This is a genomic window from Providencia alcalifaciens DSM 30120, from assembly GCF_000173415.1.
In the GTDB taxonomy this organism is placed as follows: domain Bacteria; phylum Pseudomonadota; class Gammaproteobacteria; order Enterobacterales; family Enterobacteriaceae; genus Providencia; species Providencia alcalifaciens.
In genome coordinates this window covers 233,266-255,398 of the sequence record NZ_ABXW01000047.1, presented here as the reverse complement: position 1 = coordinate 255,398, position 22,133 = coordinate 233,266, and the positions used below count along the sequence as shown (strand labels likewise).

At 41.0% G+C, this 22,133-nt stretch carries 14 protein-coding genes; 1 reads left to right on the top strand and 13 read right to left on the bottom strand.

Annotated features, from left to right (window positions below; genetic code table 11):
• Window positions 1-154 precede the first annotated feature (154 nt).
• The gene (gene amiC, locus PROVALCAL_RS10545; RefSeq protein ID WP_006659233.1) at window positions 155-1,405 is read right to left on the bottom strand and encodes an N-acetylmuramoyl-L-alanine amidase AmiC; all 1,251 of its coding nucleotides are present in this window, start codon (window positions 1,403-1,405) and stop codon (window positions 155-157) included.
• A gap of 393 nt (window positions 1,406-1,798) precedes the next feature.
• Here amiC and argA point away from each other — a divergent pair, with 393 nt between their 5' ends.
• Entirely contained in the window at window positions 1,799-3,139 is a 1,341-nt protein-coding gene (argA, locus tag PROVALCAL_RS10540) for an amino-acid N-acetyltransferase (protein WP_006662976.1), read from the top strand.
• 112 nt (window positions 3,140-3,251) lie between these two features.
• Here argA and PROVALCAL_RS10535 read toward each other — a convergent pair whose 3' ends face one another.
• From PROVALCAL_RS10535 to ptsP, 12 genes are all read right to left on the bottom strand, one after another.
• Window positions 3,252-3,827 carry a hypothetical protein gene (locus PROVALCAL_RS10535; RefSeq protein WP_006659231.1) on the bottom strand — a complete coding sequence of 192 codons (576 nt, stop codon included), beginning with the start codon at window positions 3,825-3,827 and terminating at the stop codon, window positions 3,252-3,254.
• A gap of 56 nt (window positions 3,828-3,883) precedes the next feature.
• Window positions 3,884-5,809 (bottom strand): exodeoxyribonuclease V subunit alpha, encoded by a 1,926-nt coding sequence (gene recD, locus PROVALCAL_RS10530; protein ID WP_006659230.1) that lies wholly within the window; start codon window positions 5,807-5,809, stop codon window positions 3,884-3,886.
• The gene (recB, locus tag PROVALCAL_RS10525) at window positions 5,809-9,420 is read right to left on the bottom strand and encodes an exodeoxyribonuclease V subunit beta (RefSeq protein ID WP_006659229.1); all 3,612 of its coding nucleotides are present in this window, start codon (window positions 9,418-9,420) and stop codon (window positions 5,809-5,811) included. The genes recD and recB overlap by 1 nt, the downstream gene beginning before the upstream one ends.
• On the bottom strand, window positions 9,417-12,311 hold the full coding sequence (gene ptrA, locus PROVALCAL_RS10520) for a pitrilysin (RefSeq protein ID WP_006659228.1): 2,895 nt from the start codon (window positions 12,309-12,311) through the stop codon (window positions 9,417-9,419). The genes recB and ptrA overlap by 4 nt, the downstream gene beginning before the upstream one ends.
• 16 nt (window positions 12,312-12,327) lie before the next feature.
• The gene (gene recC, locus PROVALCAL_RS10515) at window positions 12,328-15,702 is read right to left on the bottom strand and encodes an exodeoxyribonuclease V subunit gamma (RefSeq protein WP_006659227.1); all 3,375 of its coding nucleotides are present in this window, start codon (window positions 15,700-15,702) and stop codon (window positions 12,328-12,330) included.
• Window positions 15,680-16,063 (bottom strand): prepilin-type N-terminal cleavage/methylation domain-containing protein, encoded by a 384-nt coding sequence (locus PROVALCAL_RS10510; RefSeq protein ID WP_006659226.1) that lies wholly within the window; start codon window positions 16,061-16,063, stop codon window positions 15,680-15,682. The genes recC and PROVALCAL_RS10510 overlap by 23 nt, the downstream gene beginning before the upstream one ends.
• Entirely contained in the window at window positions 16,060-16,503 is a 444-nt protein-coding gene (locus PROVALCAL_RS10505) for a DUF2509 family protein (RefSeq protein WP_006659225.1), read from the bottom strand. Before PROVALCAL_RS10505 ends, PROVALCAL_RS10510 begins: the two co-directional genes overlap by 4 nt.
• Window positions 16,500-17,114: a prepilin peptidase-dependent protein gene (locus PROVALCAL_RS10500; RefSeq protein WP_006659224.1), complete on the bottom strand. Its 615-nt coding sequence runs from the start codon at window positions 17,112-17,114 to the stop codon at window positions 16,500-16,502. The genes PROVALCAL_RS10505 and PROVALCAL_RS10500 overlap by 4 nt, the downstream gene beginning before the upstream one ends.
• Window positions 17,108-17,617 (bottom strand): prepilin-type N-terminal cleavage/methylation domain-containing protein, encoded by a 510-nt coding sequence (locus tag PROVALCAL_RS10495; RefSeq protein WP_006659223.1) that lies wholly within the window; start codon window positions 17,615-17,617, stop codon window positions 17,108-17,110. Before PROVALCAL_RS10495 ends, PROVALCAL_RS10500 begins: the two co-directional genes overlap by 7 nt.
• 342 nt (window positions 17,618-17,959) lie before the next feature.
• Window positions 17,960-18,811, bottom strand: a complete 852-nt coding sequence (locus PROVALCAL_RS10490) for a thymidylate synthase (RefSeq protein ID WP_006659222.1) — start codon at window positions 18,809-18,811, stop codon at window positions 17,960-17,962.
• Between the two features lie 78 nt (window positions 18,812-18,889).
• Complete coding sequence (lgt, locus tag PROVALCAL_RS10485; RefSeq protein ID WP_006659221.1) at window positions 18,890-19,786, bottom strand: prolipoprotein diacylglyceryl transferase; 897 nt, start codon at window positions 19,784-19,786, stop codon at window positions 18,890-18,892.
• Window positions 19,787-19,886: 100 nt separating this feature from the next.
• The gene (gene ptsP, locus PROVALCAL_RS10480; RefSeq protein WP_006659220.1) at window positions 19,887-22,133 is read right to left on the bottom strand and encodes a phosphoenolpyruvate--protein phosphotransferase; all 2,247 of its coding nucleotides are present in this window, start codon (window positions 22,131-22,133) and stop codon (window positions 19,887-19,889) included.

The following is a 22,133-nucleotide window of genomic DNA, read 5'->3' as shown; positions in this document are numbered from 1 at the left end:
TTCTTATGTTTCCTTTTCTTTCTTCTTTATCGTCCCAAACTCAACACTCAAATTAATTTTTAATTATTCTAGCTTCATTTACGATTTATTTTATCAATAAAAAAGGCGACTCACATTGCTGCCTGCCACCTTCTTTCATATATAAATCAAATAATTAGTTACGAATAGCTAACTCGCCACCATTACGAAAATAGGCTTTAATCCCTTCAAAAATAGACTCTGCCATCTGCTGTTGGAATTTCGCGGTTTTAAGCTTACGCTCTTCATCTAGGTTACTGATAAACGCAGTTTCTACCAAAATAGACGGAATTTCAGGGGCTTTCAATACAGCAAAACCAGCTTGGTCTACTTTGTTTTTATGCAGCCGATTCACTCTACCCATCCGTTTCAGGACTTCATCACCAAACTTCAAACTGTCATTAATGGTTGCTGTTTGCACCAGATCTAACATTGTATGGTCAAGATAGACATCACCACTTTTGCTCACGCCACCGATTAAGTCAGCTTCGTTCTGAGTTTGAGCAAGATAACGCGCCGTATTACTGGTCGCTCCTTTCGTGGATAATGCAAAAACAGATGAGCCATTCGCTGAGCGATTCGTAAATGCATCCGCATGAATAGAAACGAATAAGTCTGCCTGCATTTTTCTCGCTTTCGCAACACGCACTTTCAATGGGATAAAGACATCCTCATTACGCGTCATATAAGCTCGCATTTTAGGATCTTTATCTATTAGCGTTTTCAAACGACGCGCAATTTGTAAAACCACATCTTTTTCACGCGTTTTATATTTACCAATCGCACCGGGATCTTCCCCACCATGACCAGGGTCAATCATAATAACAATCGGTCTATCCGTACCTGCTTTACCCGGTTTCTTCGCCTGTGCAGGCATGCTCTCTTCTAAATCACCTTTATTGTAATCTTCAAGAAGCGCAAGTAACGGATCATCATTGGTTTCAACCCCTTTACCTGGGTAAAAGTCCATGACTAAACGGTGTTTAAACTCAGCTACTGGCGGTAAAGTAAAGAACCGAGGTGTGACTTTATTCTTAACTTCAAACACTAAACGTACCGTTTTAGGATCAAACTGCCCCACCCTAACTAATTTTAAGTAAGGGTCTCGAGACTGAATTTGACTTCCCATATTCTTAAGAACGTTATTTAATTGGACGCCTTCTAAATCAACAACAATACGCTCAGGGTTGTTTAAAACAAACTGGCGATACTTTAAAGGAATGCTGGATTCAAGAGTAATACGGGTATAACTCGAGGCTGGCCAAATACGAACAGCAACAACACTACTACTGGCAGCAAATCCAAATGGGCTGACACTTAATAGCATGACTGCCGCCGCACCTTGCAATAGGCGACGTTTTGATGGGCTGTGATCTTGATGACTCATCAATAATTCCGAATCTATTTCCTGAAAAGTTTAATAATATCTAAAATAAGAGATAATATATTAGCGATTAATTCGCACTCTATCTAGTTCTTCATCCTTTGTCATTACCAATCTATTCTATTTATATCCCAGCACGCATCTATTCAATGCCATATAAACGCCATATTTACGTAATTTAAATAGTTAATGATGCTCAAATGTCGAATAACATTTATTGGCAATAATCTGATATGCAGATTGAATTGTTGTGATTATATCCATTTATATTTAGAGATATGTAAACCTTAAAAATAAATTTGTTACTTTTATTGTCCCAACTTTTACTTGATATTTCTTGCCAAAAAGAATAAAAATACAGTTATTGCGAATAAAAATTCAGTTAAGAGGGTAGTTATGAAAGAGCGCAGCACCGAGTTGGTTGATGAGTTTCGCCATTCGGTACCTTATATAAACGCCCACCGAGGCAAGACATTCATTATCATGCTTGGCGGTGAAGCAATAGCGCATGAAAATTTTCCTAGCATTGTCAATGATATAGGTTTATTGCATAGTTTAGGCATCCGTATAGTCGTCGTTTATGGTGCTCGTCCTCAGATAGAAGGGATTCTTGCAGAGCATAATTACGATGCTATTTATCACAAGCATACCCGTGTGACAGATGCGAATACTCTTGAATACGTTAAACAGGCCTCTGGTGCTCTACAGCTAGATATTACAGCCCGCTTATCAATGAGTTTAGGCAATACACCGTTACAAGGGGCACATATTAACGTTGTGAGTGGTAATTTCGTCATTGCACAACCTCTTGGCGTAGATGATGGCATTGACTATTGCCATAGTGGTCGTATCCGTCGCATTAACGAAGATGCAATCAATGCGCAATTAGATAACGGTTCGATCGTTTTGATTGGTCCTGTCGCCGTTTCAGTGACTGGTGAAAGCTTTAATCTTACCTCTGAAGAAATTGCCACCCAGCTTGCCGTTAAAATTAAAGCCGAAAAACTCATTGGTTTTTGCTCATCTCAAGGGGTTGCTGATAAAGAAGGTAATATCTTATCTGAGCTATTCCCGAATGAAGCTGAAGAACGAATCCAAGAATTGGAGTCAGAAGGTGATTATTACTCTGGAACCGTTCGCTTTTTACGGGGTGCTGCTTCAGCATGCCGCCGAGGTGTTCGCCGTAGTCACTTACTCAGCTACCAAGAAAATGGCGCGTTAATCCAAGAGTTATTCTCCCGTGATGGTATCGGTACGCAGATCGTTATGGAAAGCTCTGAAAAAACTCGCCGAGCCAATATTAATGATATTGGGGGAATTTTAGAGTTAATTAGACCACTTGAGCAGCAAGGAATTTTAGTTAGGCGTTCACGTGAACAACTCGAAATGGAGATTGATAAATTTACCATAATTGAGCGGGATAACTTGGTGATCGCTTGCGCAGCGCTTTACCCTTATCCTGAAGAAAAACTTGGTGAGATGGCGTGTGTAGCCGTACACCCAGATTACCGCAGCTCCTCTCGTGGTGAAGAGCTATTACAGCGTGTCATGGCACAAGCGAAGCAACTGGAATTGGATAAACTTTTCGTCTTAACCACCCGAAGTATTCATTGGTTCCAAGAACGTGGTTTTATCCCCGCTGAGATTGAAATGCTCCCCATGAAAAAACAGGCGCTCTATAACTATCAGCGTAAATCAAAAATATTAATGCTCGATATTAAAAGCCAAGCGGCTTAAGTCCCCAGAAGCAGGCGAAAAAATTAATTCGCCACACGATTTAATGCGCAATCATAAACCCAGATGTTCAAGCAACATTCTGGGTTTTTCTTTAATACAACTGAGTGTTAAGTTAAGCGGTTTGAACGACGCGGCACTTTTCACACAGTGGATTTGCATCTAATAATGGGCGTAAAATTGCTTCCATTTCAGCAAAAGAACTACCATAAAAGTAAAATGCGGTTTCAGTTGGTCCATCCCAAACACCGTGGATGCCACCAATATCCTCTACCGCTTCATCCAGTTGGTCAAACAAATCATTAATATCATTGTTTTCATATACTTCATCGGGTAGCTCTGTGCCATTAAAGTAAATAGCTAAACCTTCATCTGTACCAAAATCGATTTGTACATCTTCACCATGAATAGTTAAACGAGAACCTTTAGGCGCTAACATTGCCGAGAACATCTGAATAATTAGGCTAATATTCTCATCACTCGCATCGGTTAATGCCAATTCAATATCACATTCAGCAACTTCGCCATTTTCACCTAATTGAGTACCACCACCGCTGACTTGAATTTGCCCTTCCTTGCCTAGCTTTTCCATTGCTTGATCAAATGCGTCTTCTAAATCTGCACGGCGAGCGGGGTCAATTTTGGCATTTAGTGTTACTGTTACGGCGGTCATTTGCTGCTGGTTTTCCATAGAAGTACCTTAAAGTCAGGGGATTAATTTAATTCTCTGTAATTCATTATCTGTAGCTAGTTCTTAGCAATCCCATGGTGACTGTTTAATTGCTCAAACTGTAATGCTAAGCCGCTACGGCGTTTAGTCGGCGTTTCTATCGCGCGACGCAACACTTTTTTACTGCCATACAACGAAAGTTCATTCTTGGCTCGAGTCATTGCCGTATAGACAAGTTCACGAGTAATCACAGGCGAATATACATAGGGTAAAACCAAGGCGGTATGAGCAAACTCTGAACCTTGTGATTTATGTACCGTCATCACATAAGCTGTCTCATGGGCTGGTAATCGATTCGGTTGAATCCCACGAATAGTACCGTCAGGGAACTGAAAATAGGCTCTTAGTTGCCGCTCTTCGTCAAATAGAATAATACCAATATCTCCATTAAAGAGCCCCAAAGCACTATCATTACGGCTGATCATGATAGGTCTTCCAACATAGTGTTTATGTTGTAAATTATACGGCTTTGTAATTAAGCCTTGGCGGTGAAGTAATTTTTCAAGCTTGTCATTTAAACCAGAAACCCCGTAAGCCCCTTCTCTTAATGCAGCAAGCAAACGGTATTGGTTAAATTTATAAAGAATATCTGCAGGTTTTTCACCGACTTTAACCGCCAACAGATAGTTTTGATAGAAACCAACGGCATCTAATAACATCTGAGCGTAACTTTCTCCACTTTCGAGCTCAGATTGGGCTTCATGTTCAGAGGGACTATTTGGATTATTGTTAGAAATATAATTATGAATGTCTGCGAAATTCTGGGTAAGAATTTCATCAACCCGTTTTACATTTCCTGCGTTGACGGCATAGGCTAATTGCCCTATCCCTGACTCAGCAGAAAAACGGTAGCTTTTTCTCAGTAAACATAAACTATCGCGAATAACAGGCCCTTCATTGGAGGTAAAATCACTTAATGGGCATCCAGTCAGTGATTCAAGCTGGGCAGCTCGCTCATAGCTATAACCTTTATCGGCAAAACGACAAATATCCCCAAGAACAGCCCCCGCCTCGACTGATGCGAGCTGATCCTTATCCCCAAGAAATATCAACTTAGCCGAGTTAGGCAACGCTTCAATGAGTTTGCTCATCATCGGTAAGTCTACCATCGATGCTTCATCCACAATCAGTATGTCCAGTGCCAACGGGTTATCACGATGATAACGAAATTGTTGGCTTTCTGGCTGAGCGCCTAGCAAGCGATGTAATGTTTTGGCTTGGGTGGGTAACAACGTTCGCTCTTCATCATTCAGCGGCAACTGCTTCAGAGCATGCCCTAAAGATTCCGTTAAACGTGCGGCGGCTTTACCTGTTGGCGCGGCTAATTCGATGCGTAAACGATGTGGCAGGTGACCTAACTTAATCAATAACGCTAAAATTTTAGCTACTGTCGTGGTTTTACCTGTTCCGGGTCCACCGGAGATGACTGAAACTCGGCTTGTGACAGCAACTGCAGCAGCAATTTTTTGCCAATCAATATTTTCAGAGACTGGGAATAACTGCGACAAAATTGACGGGGTTTTAACTACATCACAATCTGTTGACCCTGTCTGTGAAAAAAAGTGTGCGACACACTGCTCATATTGCCACATGCGTTGAAAATAAAGAAAATCACCGGACAATATCAAGGGAGCTACGCCATTATTTCCAACTTCACATACTGACTCACTCGACAGCAATGCGGCTCTTATCGTGCTAGGATCCGGCTCCCCTATCATTTGCCACAACTGCGCTGCAAACTCAGGGTGTCTTCCCATAAATAACGAGTTAGGATGAATATCATCTAGTGATAAACAGACATGCCCTGACATGGTTTCCGCGCTAAGAAGTGCTCCCACCAGCAAAAGTATTGGGTTTTCCTCATTTGCAATATTATAGGCAAATTGTACATCAAGAGGCGTGAATAAACGCGCTTCAATAGCTTGATTAAATAGCACTTTCATTATTGAAGCTCCTTAGATTGAGCCTCACGAAAGAGCGCATCAAATTCATGGATAAATTCAATTGTTGGGCGATAAAAAAAGATGCCATTTTGAGAATCTACGCGCTCAGTCCCACGTAGAAAGAGATAGTAAACACCGCCAAAATGAGTTTCATAATTATAATTTGGCATCCTCTGCTGTAAAAAGCGGTGTAAAGCGAGTGAATAGAGTTGGTATTGCAGATCATAACGATGGTCTATCATCGCGTCTGCCATCGCCTCTTGCGTATAATACGAGGCATCTTCACCTAAATAATTAGACTTATAATCTAATAAGTAAAATTTCCCTTTCCAACAAAAAGTTAAGTCAATAAAGCCTTTTAAAATCCCTTGCACCTGCTCAAAGTTAAGCGGTGGGCAATGTTTGGATAATGGATCATGTTGGTGAGTCACGCGATCGACATCTTTTGCATTAAGTAGGCTATCTATTGGCAGATAAAATTGCATTTCATCCAATCTATCTTGGGCGGGAAGCGCTGATAAGCAAAGCCCATCATCAGCCAAAGGAACGTTGAGAATCGCATTTAGCCAAACTTGCAACATCGGAGCCCATTGAATATCAAACCCCGCAGATTGTAGTTTTTCCTCTAACCACTGAGATGAAATTTCACCTGAAAAATCAATTTCCTCCATCAAACTATGCAAGAAAGTTCCAGGAGCTGAGCCTTTAGGAAACTGGTGTGGCGTCAGTTGGTTTTCTTGTATCTCTTCAGCGTTAACATCTTGGCTAGCTTCAATATCCATTTTTGGTGCTAATGAATTTGCAAATTGCAAAGCAGATAATGTTTGTTCTTCTTCTCCATGAGAACTGCTATAGCTCAACCCCGAATAACTGGTAACACGCCAATGGTCATCAAAATGACGAGAAATTTCTCTCGCATATAGCTCACAGTCAGTCTCTTTCGTTAAATTCAACCTTGCCATTTGCGACGCAACAATCGGTTTTATATCAATGACATCGTTGCTGATAACGTCTAGCATGTTACTGAGTAATGAAGCATCGCCTTCTTGACCTTTTTGCAGTAAATAACCCAGTGCGGATAAATGCAAATCTGTATTACCTGACTTTTTGCGGTTACCTTTGATAAGCGGTGCTACCCCTACACTACAATGGTAAATTGCACGAGTGAGCGCGACATACAACAAACGTAAATCTTCCGCTAAGCGCTCTTCGTCCGCTAATTCAACGTATTTTTCGGCATCATCAAGATCGAGTTTAGTCATGTAATCATTACGATCATGGAACAAGCCTTTTGACTGAGGTAAAAAATTACTCGCAAACGGCAACCAGACAATTTTATATTCCAAACCTTTAGATTTGTGAATGGTGCTAATTTGCACTAAATGACGATCACTTTCCAAACGCATTTGTTGGGCATCTGATTGATGATCAGGATGCGCAATCTGTTGTGCCAACCAACGAGTTAGTGTGTGCTCACCTTCAAGTTGGAGAGACATCTCTTGCAATAATTCACCAATATGCATGAGATCCATCAAACGACGTTCACCTTCAGTACCCGACAGCAAAGTTTCCGCGATATGTCGTTGGGACATAATTCCCCTCAACATAGGCAAAACGCCACGTTTACGCCAAATTACTGCATATCGTGCAAACTCATCAACCAAGGCTTCCCACGCTTTTTCATCGTAATTCAGGTTATCAATATCTTCAGCAGTTAAACCTAATAAGCCCGTGGCTAACGCGCTGCGTAGTACCCGTTCTTTTTCCGGTGTTAATACCGCCAATAATAACCAAAGAATCTCTTTAGCTTCTTGGGTTGCAAATACACTTTCCCTATTCGATTGGAACACAGACGGAATATTAAGTTGATTCAGCGCATCACGGATTAATACTGCTTCTCGGCGACTACGCACTAACACTGTGATATCAGAAGCTTCAACCGGTGTTTTTTGCTGTTTATTTTCAAAGTAAGTGAAGCCTTGCTGACCACCAGCAAGATATTCCCCAATTTGTGCTGCACACTGCTGTGCAACCGCTTGTTCATATTCTGAAACTGAGACGGCTTCCGCTTGCTGCAACCAAAACGTGAGGGCTTTAACTTCCTTTCCATCATGGATCAGTTTTTTGTCGCTATTGCTTTGTGCAAAATTAACACTTTGAAATGGAATTTGTTCAAAAATAAAGGGGTTTTCTGCATGATGAAAAACCTGATTGACCGCCTCAACCATATGCTGTGATGAGCGATAGTTCGTTTCTAACGTATAGTGAGCACTAACTTGCGTCTTTGCAGCAATATACGTAAAAATATCTGCCCCACGGAAAGCATAAATCGCCTGTTTCGGGTCACCGATAAACAGCAAGGCTGTCTCGTCTGCTTCTTGATAGATTCGCTGAAAAATACGATATTGCTGCGGGTCGGTGTCTTGAAATTCATCGATCATAGCGACAGGAAAACGCTTAGCTATTGCTTCAGCAAGCAGCTCGCCCCCATCTTTATGTAAAGCACTATCTAAACGGGTTAGTAAATCGTCAAATCCTAGCTCTCCTCGCGTTTGCTTTTCATGAGCAATAGTTTGGCGTACTTCGCTAATCGCTTGAGGAATAATTAAGTCTTTAATAGTGAGATTTTGAGCAAGTAATTCATCGATAAGCCGAAATACTGCATGAGAAGGTCCCGAACCGCTTTTAGATTTTTCATCTAGTCTGGACTGAGCAAAACGCTCTAAAATATCCTGAGGAAGCTGGTAATCATCTGTTTCTTGCGCCGCCCAATGGGATATTTTCTCCAACCATGTTGGTAAATAACGCCCGCTATAGCTGCGTTTATCTACATCAGAATCCGCAATCAACTTTTCAAAATCAGCAACGTTTTGGCACCATTCATCTTTTACGTTTTGAATTAGATTAATTAGCCTATGATGACGCTCTTCTAGCGTTTCGAGCTCTTTAGGTTGATTAATAATGGTGGGAATATCACCTTGTAAGAATGGTTTAATTTCATTCAATAGCGCTTCAGGTCCACTCCACTGAGAATGAACGACTTTCGTCATCGAATAATCCAAAGGATAAAAATGACGCCGCCAAAAATCCGCACATGCTTGTTTCTGAATCGGAAATTCATCTTGGATCATCGTTTGCTCAAATAAAATGCCAGACTCAAACGCATTGTGAGCCAGCATTCGTTGGCAAAAACCATGAATCGTATAAATTGCCGCTTCATCCATTTGGCGCTCAGCGGCTAGCAACCAATTAGCGGCAAAGTCCCTCTGCTCTTTACTTGGTAATTCTGCCAGTAACCTAAGGTATTCTGGTTCTGATTCAAAGCCTAAGCCATTACGTAAACATGCTAGACGCATTTTATGAATACGTTCGCGAATACGTCCACGTAATTCATTTGTCGCAGCTTCGGTAAAGGTAACGACCAAAATTTCTTCAACACTTAAAGGGCGAGGGAATGCATTCTCATTCCCTAACCCCAGTAATAAACGCAGATAAAGAATCCCAATCGTATAAGTTTTACCTGTACCCGCAGATGCCTCGATTAACCTCTGTCCATTTAAAGGCAATTTATAGGCATCTAACAATTGGGAATTCATCTGCATTTTATTCACTCAGCATTTTCCTTAATCGGTAACTTCTTCTGAAGGTCAGATGCATTCAGATATAGCGCCCAGTTTTTAAATTGTGCATATCCCGATTTCGTATCGACATTCTGACCAATAACTTGAGATGCCATAGCCAAGCCTTGGCGTTTTAATACTGCGTTTTCGTAGTAGTTAATCACTTCAGCTTGAGTTGCTGCCGCTAATCTCGTTAACAGTTTATCTCGAGTATCAAAACTGAAAATATTACGAGAAAAATCAGAACCATAACGTCCTACTTCTTCATAGAATGTTTGCGGTGGCTGCTTCATTTCTGTAATGATGGATTGCTTATATTGCTCAAACTCACTAGCAGGCAATTTTTTCAGCTTATCCAAAGCCGCCGTATAGAAATCCTGATAGCGAGTATTGAGATAATTTGGAGTTTTGGCATTACTTTGTAGTAAGAAACCAATTCCCCATTGATCGCCCAGCCCAACCTTAAAGGCAAATACCGCATAACCTAATTGCTCATTGGTTCGCAGTTGATCGTAGAACCAGGGTTGAACAATTTTCGATAAAATACCCGATAAAACAGCGCCATCGATACGATCATAGCCAGTAGGAATAAATAGCTCAGCTAACGCATTATCACTGCTATTACCTTGTTTATGGAAATTTGCCAAATACGTTTTATCTACAACAACGATATCACCACGCCACCAATTTTTACCTTTGCTCTTCAATAGCTTACTCGCGTCCAAAATAGTTTGAATACTTTGTTGCTGAGTTAGATTTCCTACCACTAACGCCTGTAAGGCAGCCCCCTCAACGACTGAATCACGGTAGTCCGTAATATCCTTAAGCGTGATAGTCTCTAAAGCGGCTAACCGTTGTTCTTGTTCAAAATAAGGAACACTATTGAGACGCTGCAGTGGTTGCATAGCGAGTTCATACGCTTTCGCATTGTTTGCTACTTCGATTTGTTCTTTGTACCAAGATTTTGCTTGGGCTAACTCTCTTTCTGTTGGCTCAAAACTTAAATATTGCTTGGTCATGGACAAAAACAGCTCAGATAAATGCTGGGTATAACCACTAGCATTGAGCTGTAAACCAACCCCTTGAGAAACTGAAACAGACATTCCAGCTACAGAAGCCTGATACTGTAATTCATCCATTTTTAACGATGAAATATATTGCAGAAGTGAGCCAGCCACTTGAGATTTAGCCGTTTTATCTTGCTCGTTGTACCGGAGATCTAACGTAATACTCGCCTTAGGTTCATCAGCAAAATATTGGCTCGGCATATACAGAACACGGGTATTTCCTTCCTGATAAACCATTTCAGGATGCTTGTAAGCTTTGTCTGTTTTAATCAGTGACAAGTTGTCTGGAATATATGGGTTAAGTTTAGGCAATTTAAACGTCATTTTTGACTCTAAATCAGCCCACTGCGTAAATTGCTTTTTGCTAATTTTATCAACCTGATAGGGTGCATCGACAAAATAAGCTTTTTTATTACTTGGCTCATTCGGACTAATAAACCAAATACGGGCATTTTGCGCAGTTAACTCAGAAAGTCGCTGTTTTATTGCAGCAGGGTTATATTTATCCGCCACGTAATCAGAGTCCAATACATGATTAACTGGCATTGTGATCATTTGGTCAGATAGCCATTCGATATAGTTCATGTCTCTTACAATTGAACCATAACGGAATGATAAATTAAGCACTTTGGCTATTTCATCAAAATAACCTTGGTTAACACCTTGGTTTTTAATCAAATCAATATAAGCAAAAATGGCGGCAATGATTTGATCACGCTCGGCTAATCCTTTGTCAGTTAACGTGACATAAATAGAAAAGGAGCCATAGTTACGGTCAGAATTTGGTGATGCTGATGCACTAATACCTTCCGCTAATCCTTGGGAGATCAGCCAGTCTGATAACGTACCAGGGCTACGGTTCCCGATTAAGTAGCTAATATATTCATCACTTTTGCTACGAAAATCCGCCATATTATTTTTGATACTAAATTCAATTTGCAGTGCTTTTTGCGGCTGAGACGGAACGTAATGAATCACAATACCTTTTTCTTTATCCGTAACTGCTGGGATCGTGACTTCAGGTACTGAGGCATTAAAATTAGGGATACGACCAAATGTTTCATTGGCGATTTTCGCCAATTGCTCAATAGATTGATCGCCATATAGCACCCCGTTCATCAGGTTCGCAGAATAATAACGCTTGTAGAAACTCACTAACTCATCTTGAAGCTTACTATTTTTTTTATCCTTTAGCGTTTCTAGATTCCCCCCAGCAAAGCGAGAATTTGGGTGCGCGGGATTTAAGGTTTCTGAACGAATCTGCCAAATGCGCATTCCATCACGGGCACGAGCCATTGTCAGTTCTGCATTAACTGCATTACGTTCTTTATCCGCATTGATAGGGTCTAGTAATGGTTCTGCAAGGGCATCCGCGAGCCTATCAGTCGCCGCTTCTAATGCACCATTTTCGACTTCAAAATAGTAGGCTGTACGGTGAGGAGCTGTACTCGCGTTATGACTCCCGCCATGCTTTTGTAAAAATTCAGAGAAGCTGCTTGGCTCTGGGTATTTTTTAGAGCCCATTAACACCATATGTTCTAAATAGTGAGCAAGTCCTAACTGACTATCTGGATTCTCAATACTTCCAACAGGTAATGAGACCGCAGCTAACGATTTTGTGGCTTTAGGATCTGAAACCAGTAAAACCGTCATGTCGTTATTCAATTTAATAGCTTTATATTCTCGGGGATCACTCACGCTTTTATTGATAGTCTCTGGCAATACTTGCCAAAGTGGTTGCGCAGCAATGGCACTACCGACAAACAGTAGTGATAACAAGAACAGATGAGCGATATGTTTCGATAATCGTAACATTCTTGGATGCTCTCCTTTATTTTAAGTGCTCTGCCATCGGCAGTAAGAAGCGCCGAGTATTACTCAGCAGCGATTCAATCAATGAACTATTTATGCTTCTACAAGCCCGTAATACATAATCATCTTCCATTTCACCCACTTTCATTTGGCTTCCCTGAAGGCTTTGTAATAGCGCAGATAACGCCTTTTGCTGCACATCTTCCGAAATAAAATCATATTCCTTTGTTTTTTTATCTAAACACGCTGAGAGCCAATTCCAACCACTTTGGTTTAAGAGGATCAGAGGCGTATTCATTCCTTCACAATAACCTTTGATAAAGGTATTTAAGTGCTCTTTGGCATTTTCGGTTGGTATGGCAGAAAAATGCCAAACACTGTTTTCTCGTCCTAATGCAATGCTCTCACCTTCACGAATGAATGCATTGAAAAATAAATGCTCTATCCATAATTGCACCCCATCATTAGCCGTTAGATAGGCAGGTCGATAGCGCAATATTCCTGATTCATGAATGTTTCTCAATAAACCCGTGATTTTGATTCCTTGTATTTCACATTCAATCGGGTAATCAATACGCTGATCACCATACTCTTTAACTTTTTCAGCTAATGGAGCAATGTCATTTAGTTGCTTTTCCCAAAATATCTGACCAAATTGTTTAGCGGGTAGTTGTCCTGAGGCCTTTAAAGCATGATAAAGCGGATTTGGGTCTTCATCTTTTACCAACAAATCTAAGACTTGATCATTGATTTTATAACGTTGTAATCCACCTAATACAAACGGTTCCTCTTCTGGAAGCTCGGTCTCTTCAACCGAAAAATGGACCTTCAGACGTTGTTGGAAAAAGCCACGAATTGGGTGTCGATAAAAACGTAAAATTTGTTCTAACGATAATTCTGTAATAGGTTCCCTTTGCTTTAATACTGAAGTGAACACTTCCGTTGCTTTATCCTCACTTTTTGCTGCAGGTAACCACTCCTGAGCAAAACTTTGATAAAGAGAGTTTGGTACAAAATTTTCTTTCGCAAATGGTACTCGATTATGCTCAGTGACTAAGTGCTGCTTTAAGCGCTGGGCACTATCATCGATATTAAGTGATTGGTCACCTTGTAGGCAGAAGCTCTGACAGATGTACTCCAATAGTTCAGTCACCAACACCGATGGATTACATTCTTGATTATCTCGGATCGAGCGCCCGATATAACTAATGTAGAGCTGTTTCGCTGCTGAATTCAGCGCTTCCAAAAATAAATATCGGTCATCATCGCGGCGTTTTCTGTCGCCACGTTGTATTTTTTCTGCCATTAAATCAAAACCTAATGGCGGTACATTACGCGGATATGCCCCATCATTCATACCAAGCAAACAAACGACTTTGAACGGCACTGAACGCATTGGCATCAATGTACAAAAATTTATTGCTCCGGCAAGAAAACGCTGACTAATTTTTTCATCATCAAAACAAACAGATAACTCATCACGAATTAATCGTAATGGAATTGTTTCTTGATAATTGGAGGTCAGGGCGTTTTCAATAATTTTATGCCATTGCTCAGTCAATAATGCCAACACCACTTCAGTTTCACTATCCACTTTGAAGCAAGTATCAATCAATTGCTGACAGACAGTTTTCCACTCCTCTAGAGTACGTTCTTGCTCCAGCAATGTTCTCCATTCTCTAAGAGTATCAACGAGTAATGCAAGTTTCCCCGCTAACTGAGCAGCTAACCCACTGCATTCATCATACGGTAATACCCCATTCCAGGGACCATTACGGCTATCCATTGCATAGCCAAGTAACATACGGCTTAAACCAAACTGCCATGTATTTTGCCCAATAACAGGCAAAGACAGTGAGCGAACATTGTCATCATCAAGTCCCCAACGAATACCAGATTCATTAACCCAACGTCTTAATAAACTCAGTTCACTTTCATCTATGTTGAAACGTGCTGAAAATGCCGACACTTCTAATAATGTTAAAACTTGTTCTGTAGAAAATCGGCTTTGAGGGAGATCCAATAACATGATAAAAGCTTGCAAGATCGGGTGAGCTTGCAACGCTTTTCTATCTGATATTGAAAATGGAATATAGTGTGATGAGTTTGTATTACCAAAGACGGCTTGAATATAAGGGGCATAACTATCAATGTCTGCAACCATCACGATCACATCTCGTGGTGTCAATGTTGCATCTTCTTCAAACAATGCCAGTAAACGATCCTGTAAAACTTCAACTTCTCGCTGAGCACTGTGGCATGAATGGAATGTCACTGATTGGTCTAATTGATTAAGCGGTCGCTTATGCTGACTACTTTCGTACTCTTCTAATGTCGCGCCTAATTGCGCGTGATTTTCAAGATCTAGAATATCTTGCTGTAAATTTTCAAGGAGATTATTTCTCCCATTCTCTACAAAAGCAGAAACTTCATTTGTGGCGTCAATTTGAGAAATAAAATACAGGTTGTCACGCCCAAGCTTACCCCATGATGCCAGTAATGGATTCGCAATATTTTGCTCGCCATCGGCATTAAATAAATTAGCGGCATGCTCCTCAATTTTAAAACGAGATATTTCATATTTATCTAAATAATGGCGCAATTTTCGTTGTTGCAATCTCGCCAAAAAGGCACTGCTTTGAATATCACCCCAATAATAGCGACATGGGTTGGTAAACATTAAGTGAATATCCGTATGTTCCGCAATAGCATTAAGCGCTTGTAGGTACACTGGTGGTAAAGAAGAAATACCACAGATAAATAAGCGAGCGGGTAAATTTTTAGCCAACTCTGGTGATTCCCGCAGCTTATCAATAAAGCTCTGGTATAGATTTGCACGGTGCCAAGGCGACTGACCAAGTTGCGCTGTATACTCGACCAAGCAGAGCCATAATCTTTTTTGCCATAATTGATTTGAGCTTAATCCTTCAATTAGTTCATTACGCTGCCAGTGAGAAATCCACTCTGGTCGATAGACCAAATACTGGTCAAATAAGTCAGCAATTCGTCCTGATAATTGATGTAATTTACGCTTATCTGAGTCGTCATTAAGATAATGACGTAAAGGCTCAAATTCAGCTTCATTAATAACTGTTGGCAAAATAGTCATTAATTTCCACGTCATCGCTTGCTTGGTATAAGCACTTTCCTTAGGAATATCTGGAAGAACTCGACGGAACATATCCCAAATAAACGTCGCTGGTAATGGGTAGTTTATGTTAGCGGCTATCCCAAAACGCTTAGCAAGTTCTATTTGTAACCACTGAGACATTCCAGGGCTTTGAACTAACACAATTTCTTGCTCAAAAGGATGTGTGAGTGGATCATTCTCCATTAAGTGTGCAATTAGCTCTTTAAGAAGATCTAATTGGTTAGAATGATAAACCTGAAACATGACTCTCTCCTTTTGCGCATTGCCAGCGACTTATCGAATGCCGTTTATTGCCCACTGACAAGGACACCTTAGATTCAGCACAGCTCCCAACATTGGCAGAATATACAATTTCTATCTGCTGTTCTTGATTCTGTAAATCATGAGCCCATGGCTCTACTTTTAATGGAATAGCGTTATGGGAAGATACTGTTTTTTCTAATGTTCCATGTAGAGACCTGACTGCCTTTGCACTTTGAGATATTTGATTAAAATTCAAAGCGATATATTGACTATAGTTTAACAGAGCTATGAGTAAGATAGCAAAAACAACCACCGCTATCATCGACTCTACCAGCGCAAATCCTCGCTGTGAATTCTTCATTGACAAAATCCTTTAATGGCGACAGGGCAATAATCTATCCACCCATTTTCTTGTGCTTGTAGACGCCCTTCATTCCATATCGGTATTACCCAACGATATACCGTTAACGACTTGTTAGGCTGTAACTCACCGGTTCCCGATAAAATGAATTGATTGTTTTTATAATATTTAAGGCAACTCACCCACCCTTGATTCTGTTCTTTTTGACATACCCAAGAACCTGATTTATCTGTCTTCAGCACCCAATGTTGAGTGAGCCCCCACGCCAAAGCAGATTCTGCTAAATTAAACGATTGATAATATTTTTCTTCTCGGCTCAGTTCATAGCTAGCCCGTGTTTGGTAGTAATGTAACGCTTTTAATAGTATGAGCCCTATACTCATTAAAACCATCACCATCACTAAAGCAATATTACCTTGCTCCGCTATCTTCCACTTCATGGCATATTCCTTAACATCACAGTAGAGCGGTAATTAAATGTTTTACTTGGCAATAAAAGGCTTTCTAAATTGATATGCGTCTCTAACATGTGCACAGCTGGCTGCCAATTAAAATTAAGCTTATTAACTTTAACAATAGAAGGATCAAATAAGGACTGCCAACGAGTTCCATCACAGCTTGTGACGTTACGATTAGATTCAAGCTTATTATTGTTAAGCCTAAATCCAAAAAAATCTGAATGTAATGTCTTTTCTTGCCCGACAACCCAACTCCCTGATAAGTCTTGATCATAGGCAAAAATAATACAGGAGTTCATTTGGTGACTTAAAAACTTGGCGCTGATAGTGATTGCCTTACCTTCGCAGCGAGGCTTAGAGAGAGACTGGCTACAATGACCAATTCGGCGAAAATCCTTTTCTATATTAATCAGTACCTGTCTCACCTCCCTATCTAATTGGTATTGGAAAAACGCCTGAAATAGTTGCTTAAATAGCACGGGGATCGTATTCATTGCAGCTATACACACTAAACAACCGACCAGCATTGCGACCAAAGACTCCAATAGTGAGAACCCTTTTTCCCTTTTATTCTCTCTAGCGCGTATTAACATTTAGGTACGCCTGCTAATGCTTGTTTGCTACAACTACGTACTCGTCCAGCAGATGAAACTATCACTGATATTTGGTCACTTTGATTACTAAGCGCTATTTGAAAAGGGCTGCTGGTTCCTTGCTTACCGTATAAATGAATCGATTGTCTAGACGCATGCTTGAGTTCAATACCATCGAATTTATCACCACTAAATTGGCTTATTTTCTGTAGTGTATCCACATTAGCGACCTTTAAATTCCAGCTCGTTAATGTGGAACTAACCGACATAATTCGATGTTGATTGAGATAAATCCCTTCCATTAAGTTACTGTAGATAAATTCTGCGGTTTGCCTCGCAGCATCAATAAGCTGTAACCGCTTCACTTGTTGTTGCCATTGATAAAATGCAGGTAACCCCACGATTGAACAAAGAAACAGTACAACTAACATTTCAATTAACGTGAATCCCTGTTCATCCTTTTTTTTCTTCAACCCCTTCGTCGTTTTATTTATCAAATTCATCTGGTTTATCTTTCCCTTCTGATAGCAACCTATCTGGCCTCAGAGATAAGCATGACCGGAAATATCACAGAACAACAATCTTCATCGTTTATTTTTCGTAGCGCTTTCCAGAAAAATGTAATGGTTACATTTTCTCTCGTACTTTCTGGATACCACTTTGAATAATAAATTAAGAGGTAAAAAAATAGCTCACGAAAAAAAGAATGATGCTGGAAAGTAGTTGAACACACGGCAAAGCAAAAAGATGAGAGGAAGAGAATTCAAGAGTAATTACATAGGTAGGCAATAAAGGCATAAGCAATGTGAAATGCCTATGCCTTCAGATCAACTAATCAATACTAATTAAACCGTAAATGGATATTTAATGGCTTCGTGGCACTGATAACCTTCCAAAGTGAAGTCATCCGTTGTTACCCACGTTTCAATATCTTCTAAGGTTTTAATTTCAGGATTAATCGTTAAATTTGGAGATGGGTATGGCTCACGCGTTAATTGGACATCACGCATTAAAGGTAGTTGGTTTTCATAAATATGAGCATTCACAATTTTATGGTAAGCCTTACCCGCTTTGTGACCCGTAATACGCGCCATTAGCGCCAACAAGACAAAACATTGCACCTGATTAAAATTGAGTCCAAGGGGAACATCGCAGCTACGTTGGTATGAAGTTAAATGCAATGTATCGCCAAGCAGTGAAAAGGTATGGGTATGCATACATGGACGTAAGCAGCCCATTTCGAATTCGCCAGGGTTATAGAAAGTAATAATTTCCGCACGGTCATCAATGCCATTTTTCAGGTTATTAACGACTTTCTTTAATTGGTCAAGATGAGAACCATCGGGACGTTGCCATGAACGACCTTGGACACCATAAACGCGCCCCATGTCATCTTCGCCTTTGCGGTGCGGATTATCTAACCATGCTTGGTTTTCATTCGCATTGGCATTCCATGTATTACAACCAATTTCACGAAATTGTGCCGCGTTATCATAGCCACGTAAGTACCCTAATAATTCAGCAATAGCGGCTTTATAAAAGCTTTTGCGGGTCGTAATTAGAGGAAATTGATTGTTACCTACATCATATTCGAGATCAGCATTAATAACGGTTAAACAGCGGACATTTGTGCGCTTGTTTTCAACCCATTGACCTTCATCGAGAATACGTTGGCATAATTCAAGATACTGCTTCATAGTGGCTCTCTTACTCAAAAATACAGGCGGTTTGTGCTATAAAACATCAGTAATAACACAAACCTATATTGACTTGATTTACTTACTGTCTGCGTTCTTAGCGGGCTTATGGGCAGGAATATTTTTACCATATTTATAAGCCCAAATAATCATCAATACACCGATAAGAATCATCGGAATTGAGAGTATTTGCCCCATACTGATGCCGCCAAATAGCCCTAACTGCGCATCCGGTTGTCTGAAGAATTCCACAATGATACGGAATGCACCATAGCCAATAAGGAATAAGCCCGATACGCTTCCCATTGGGCGAGGCTTACGAACAAATAAATTCAAAATCAGGAATAAAACGATGCCTTCTAAAAACATTTCATACAGCTGAGATGGGTGTCTTGGTAACACGCCATATTGCTCAAGAATAGGTAACAGGGATGGATCTTGTGCCGCAAGCTGAATGTCTTCACTTCTTGAATGAGGGAATAAAAACGCCCATGGTGTATCTAACGTGACGCGTCCCCATAATTCACCATTAATAAAGTTACCGATACGCCCCATACCAAGACCAAAGGGAATTAAAGGTGCAACGAAATCAGACACTTGTAAAAAGCGTCGTTTAGTGCGATAGGCAAACAACATCATGGCACAGATAACGCCGATCAAACCGCCATGGAAGGACATTCCCCCATCCCACACTTTGAATAGGTACAATGGGTCAGCTAAGAAAACAGGTAAATTATAGAAGAAAACATAGCCTAATCGCCCACCAACAAATACACCGACAAAGCCAATATACAGGAGGTTTTCGACTTCATTTTTTGTCCAGCCGCTGTTTGGCTTAGCCGCTCTACGCCCTGCTAGCCATAACGCAAAAACGAACCCCACAAGGTACATAAAACCATACCAATGTAGAGAAACTGGTCCAATCGAAAACATAACGGGATCAATTTCCGGAAATGCTAAGTAGCTGTTACTCATCGTTCCCCACTTTAAAATAATTGATTCAAAAATTATGCCGCATAATAACACGAGGTTATTGTCAGCATATAATTACATATTAATAACATAGAAGATCAAATTAGATCCCGCCACGCACAAATCCACCGAGTCCATTTTTTTCCATGAACTCACTGATTTTGTGTCGGACATTTTCACTCGTTTCTGCCGAAAGCAGTTCAGGTACTAATTCAGACATCAATAGAGGATCAAGCTGGCGAATTAAATACTTCATACGAGGCACACTACGCCCACTCATACTTAAACTTCGATAGCCTAAAGCCATTAGCACCATCGCGCTTAATGGTTGACCCGCCATTTCACCGCACACACTGATTGGTAAACCAATACGCTGACATTCGGTATGAACCAGGGATAAAAAGCGAACCACCGCAGGGTGCAGGTTATCATAGAGTGCCGCTACATGAGTGTTATTACGGTCAACTGCAAGTAAATATTGTGTAAAGTCATTGGTACCAATAGAAATAAAATCAACACGTTGTTTTAGCTCTGGCAGCAAAAACAATAACGAAGGTACTTCCAGCATGACGCCTATTGGCGGTAAATTAATTGGTTTACCAAGCTGTTGGCTGACTTCATTTCGGGCGCGATTAATCAAGCCAATCGCTTCATCCACCTCATTAATGCTGGTGATCATCGGCAGCAAAATACGCAAATTCCCCGTATATTGGTTCGCTCGCAACATAGCTCGTAACTGGATCAAAAATATCTCAGGTTGATCCAACATCACTCGGATCCCACGCCAGCCTAAACATGGATTCTCTTCACTAATCGGCATATACGGCAGCTGTTTGTCCGCCCCAATGTCCAACGTTCTTAGCACAACCGGTTTGGTTGAAAACAGTTGCAATACTTCACGATATAACTGCTTCTGCTCATCTTCTGAGGGAAAGCCATTGTGCAGCATAAATGGCAGCTCAGTACGGTATAACCCGACTCCGTCAACACCATCATGAATTTGTTGTTCATAACGCGGACTCAGCCCAGCATTAAGGCAAATATCCACATGCTCGCCATTTTTCAGTATGGCGTCTTGGGAAAGTGTTCCTTCCGCTAATCGGCTAAGGTCATTTTCTTCTTCGATGATTTGCTGATATTCCTGAGCGATAAAATTTTCAGGTTCAATAAATACTTCACCACGATACCCATCCAAAATCAGATGACGATTGTGTAATAACGAAGGCTCAATATCCGCCCCCATAATGGCTGGGATCCCCATTGCGCGGATCAAAATCGCCGAGTGTGAATGTGTTGCACCATCGCGAACAATCACTCCTGCCAATTGCTCAAGCGGTAACTCAGCAAGAACACTGGCACTCAGCTCATCCGCAACCAAAATAAAACGATCTGGCCATTGACTAGTGGGAGTCTGAGAGTCATCCAGATGAAACAATAAACGCTGCCCTAACGTCCGAAGATCCGAGCCGCGCTCTCTTAAATAAAGATCTCTCAGGCGAGAGAACTGCAAGGCATAATCTTCGATAACTGTTTTGACGGCCCACTCTGCCACTGCGCCTTGATTGATCGCCGTAAACAATCGTTTTTTCAGTTGGGGATCGCTAAGCAAGTGGTTATACAGATCAAAAATGGCAGCGCTCTCTTTGGATGAACTTGCCATAAAACGTTTGCTGATCCGGCGAAATTCCGCAGCGGCACTTTCCAGTGCAACAACCAAACGCTGGCGTTCTTCATCAATATTTAATGTGGTAGCTTGGCATATGCTATCTAAAGATGGCTGGGAAGTATCTTGCCAACCATATGCCATTGAAATTCCTTGAGAAACAGGAATGGCTTTAAAGCGATTTTGACGATATTGTCCAAAAATACCTTTGGTCTGTGCTTGAGATAAAATCACCGCTAACTGCATAGATAGCGTCACCATAAAGGACTCTTCGGTTTCGCTAAATAACCGCTTTTCTCGTTGCTGAACGACCAACACACCCAGTAGCTGACGTCGATAAACCACAGGCACACCTAGAAATGCCTTGAGCTGCTCTTCTTTAATTTGAGGGAGATATTTGAATTGAGGGTGTTCGCGAATGTCCGCGAGATTCAGCATTTCAGATTGTCGGCCCACTGCGCCAACAACCCCTTCGTCAAATCCTAGACGAATAGCAATCCCGCTAGGCTTTTTCAGCCCGCGGGTTGCCATTAGGTAATAACATTGACGAGGATGATCTGCTAAATAAATCGAGCACACATCTGTGCGCATCGCTTTGCAGGTTTCATTGACCAAAACTTCAAGCGCTTGGGTCAAGCTGGTCGCCATCGCGACCTTTTCGACAATGTCACGTAAACGCGTCAACAT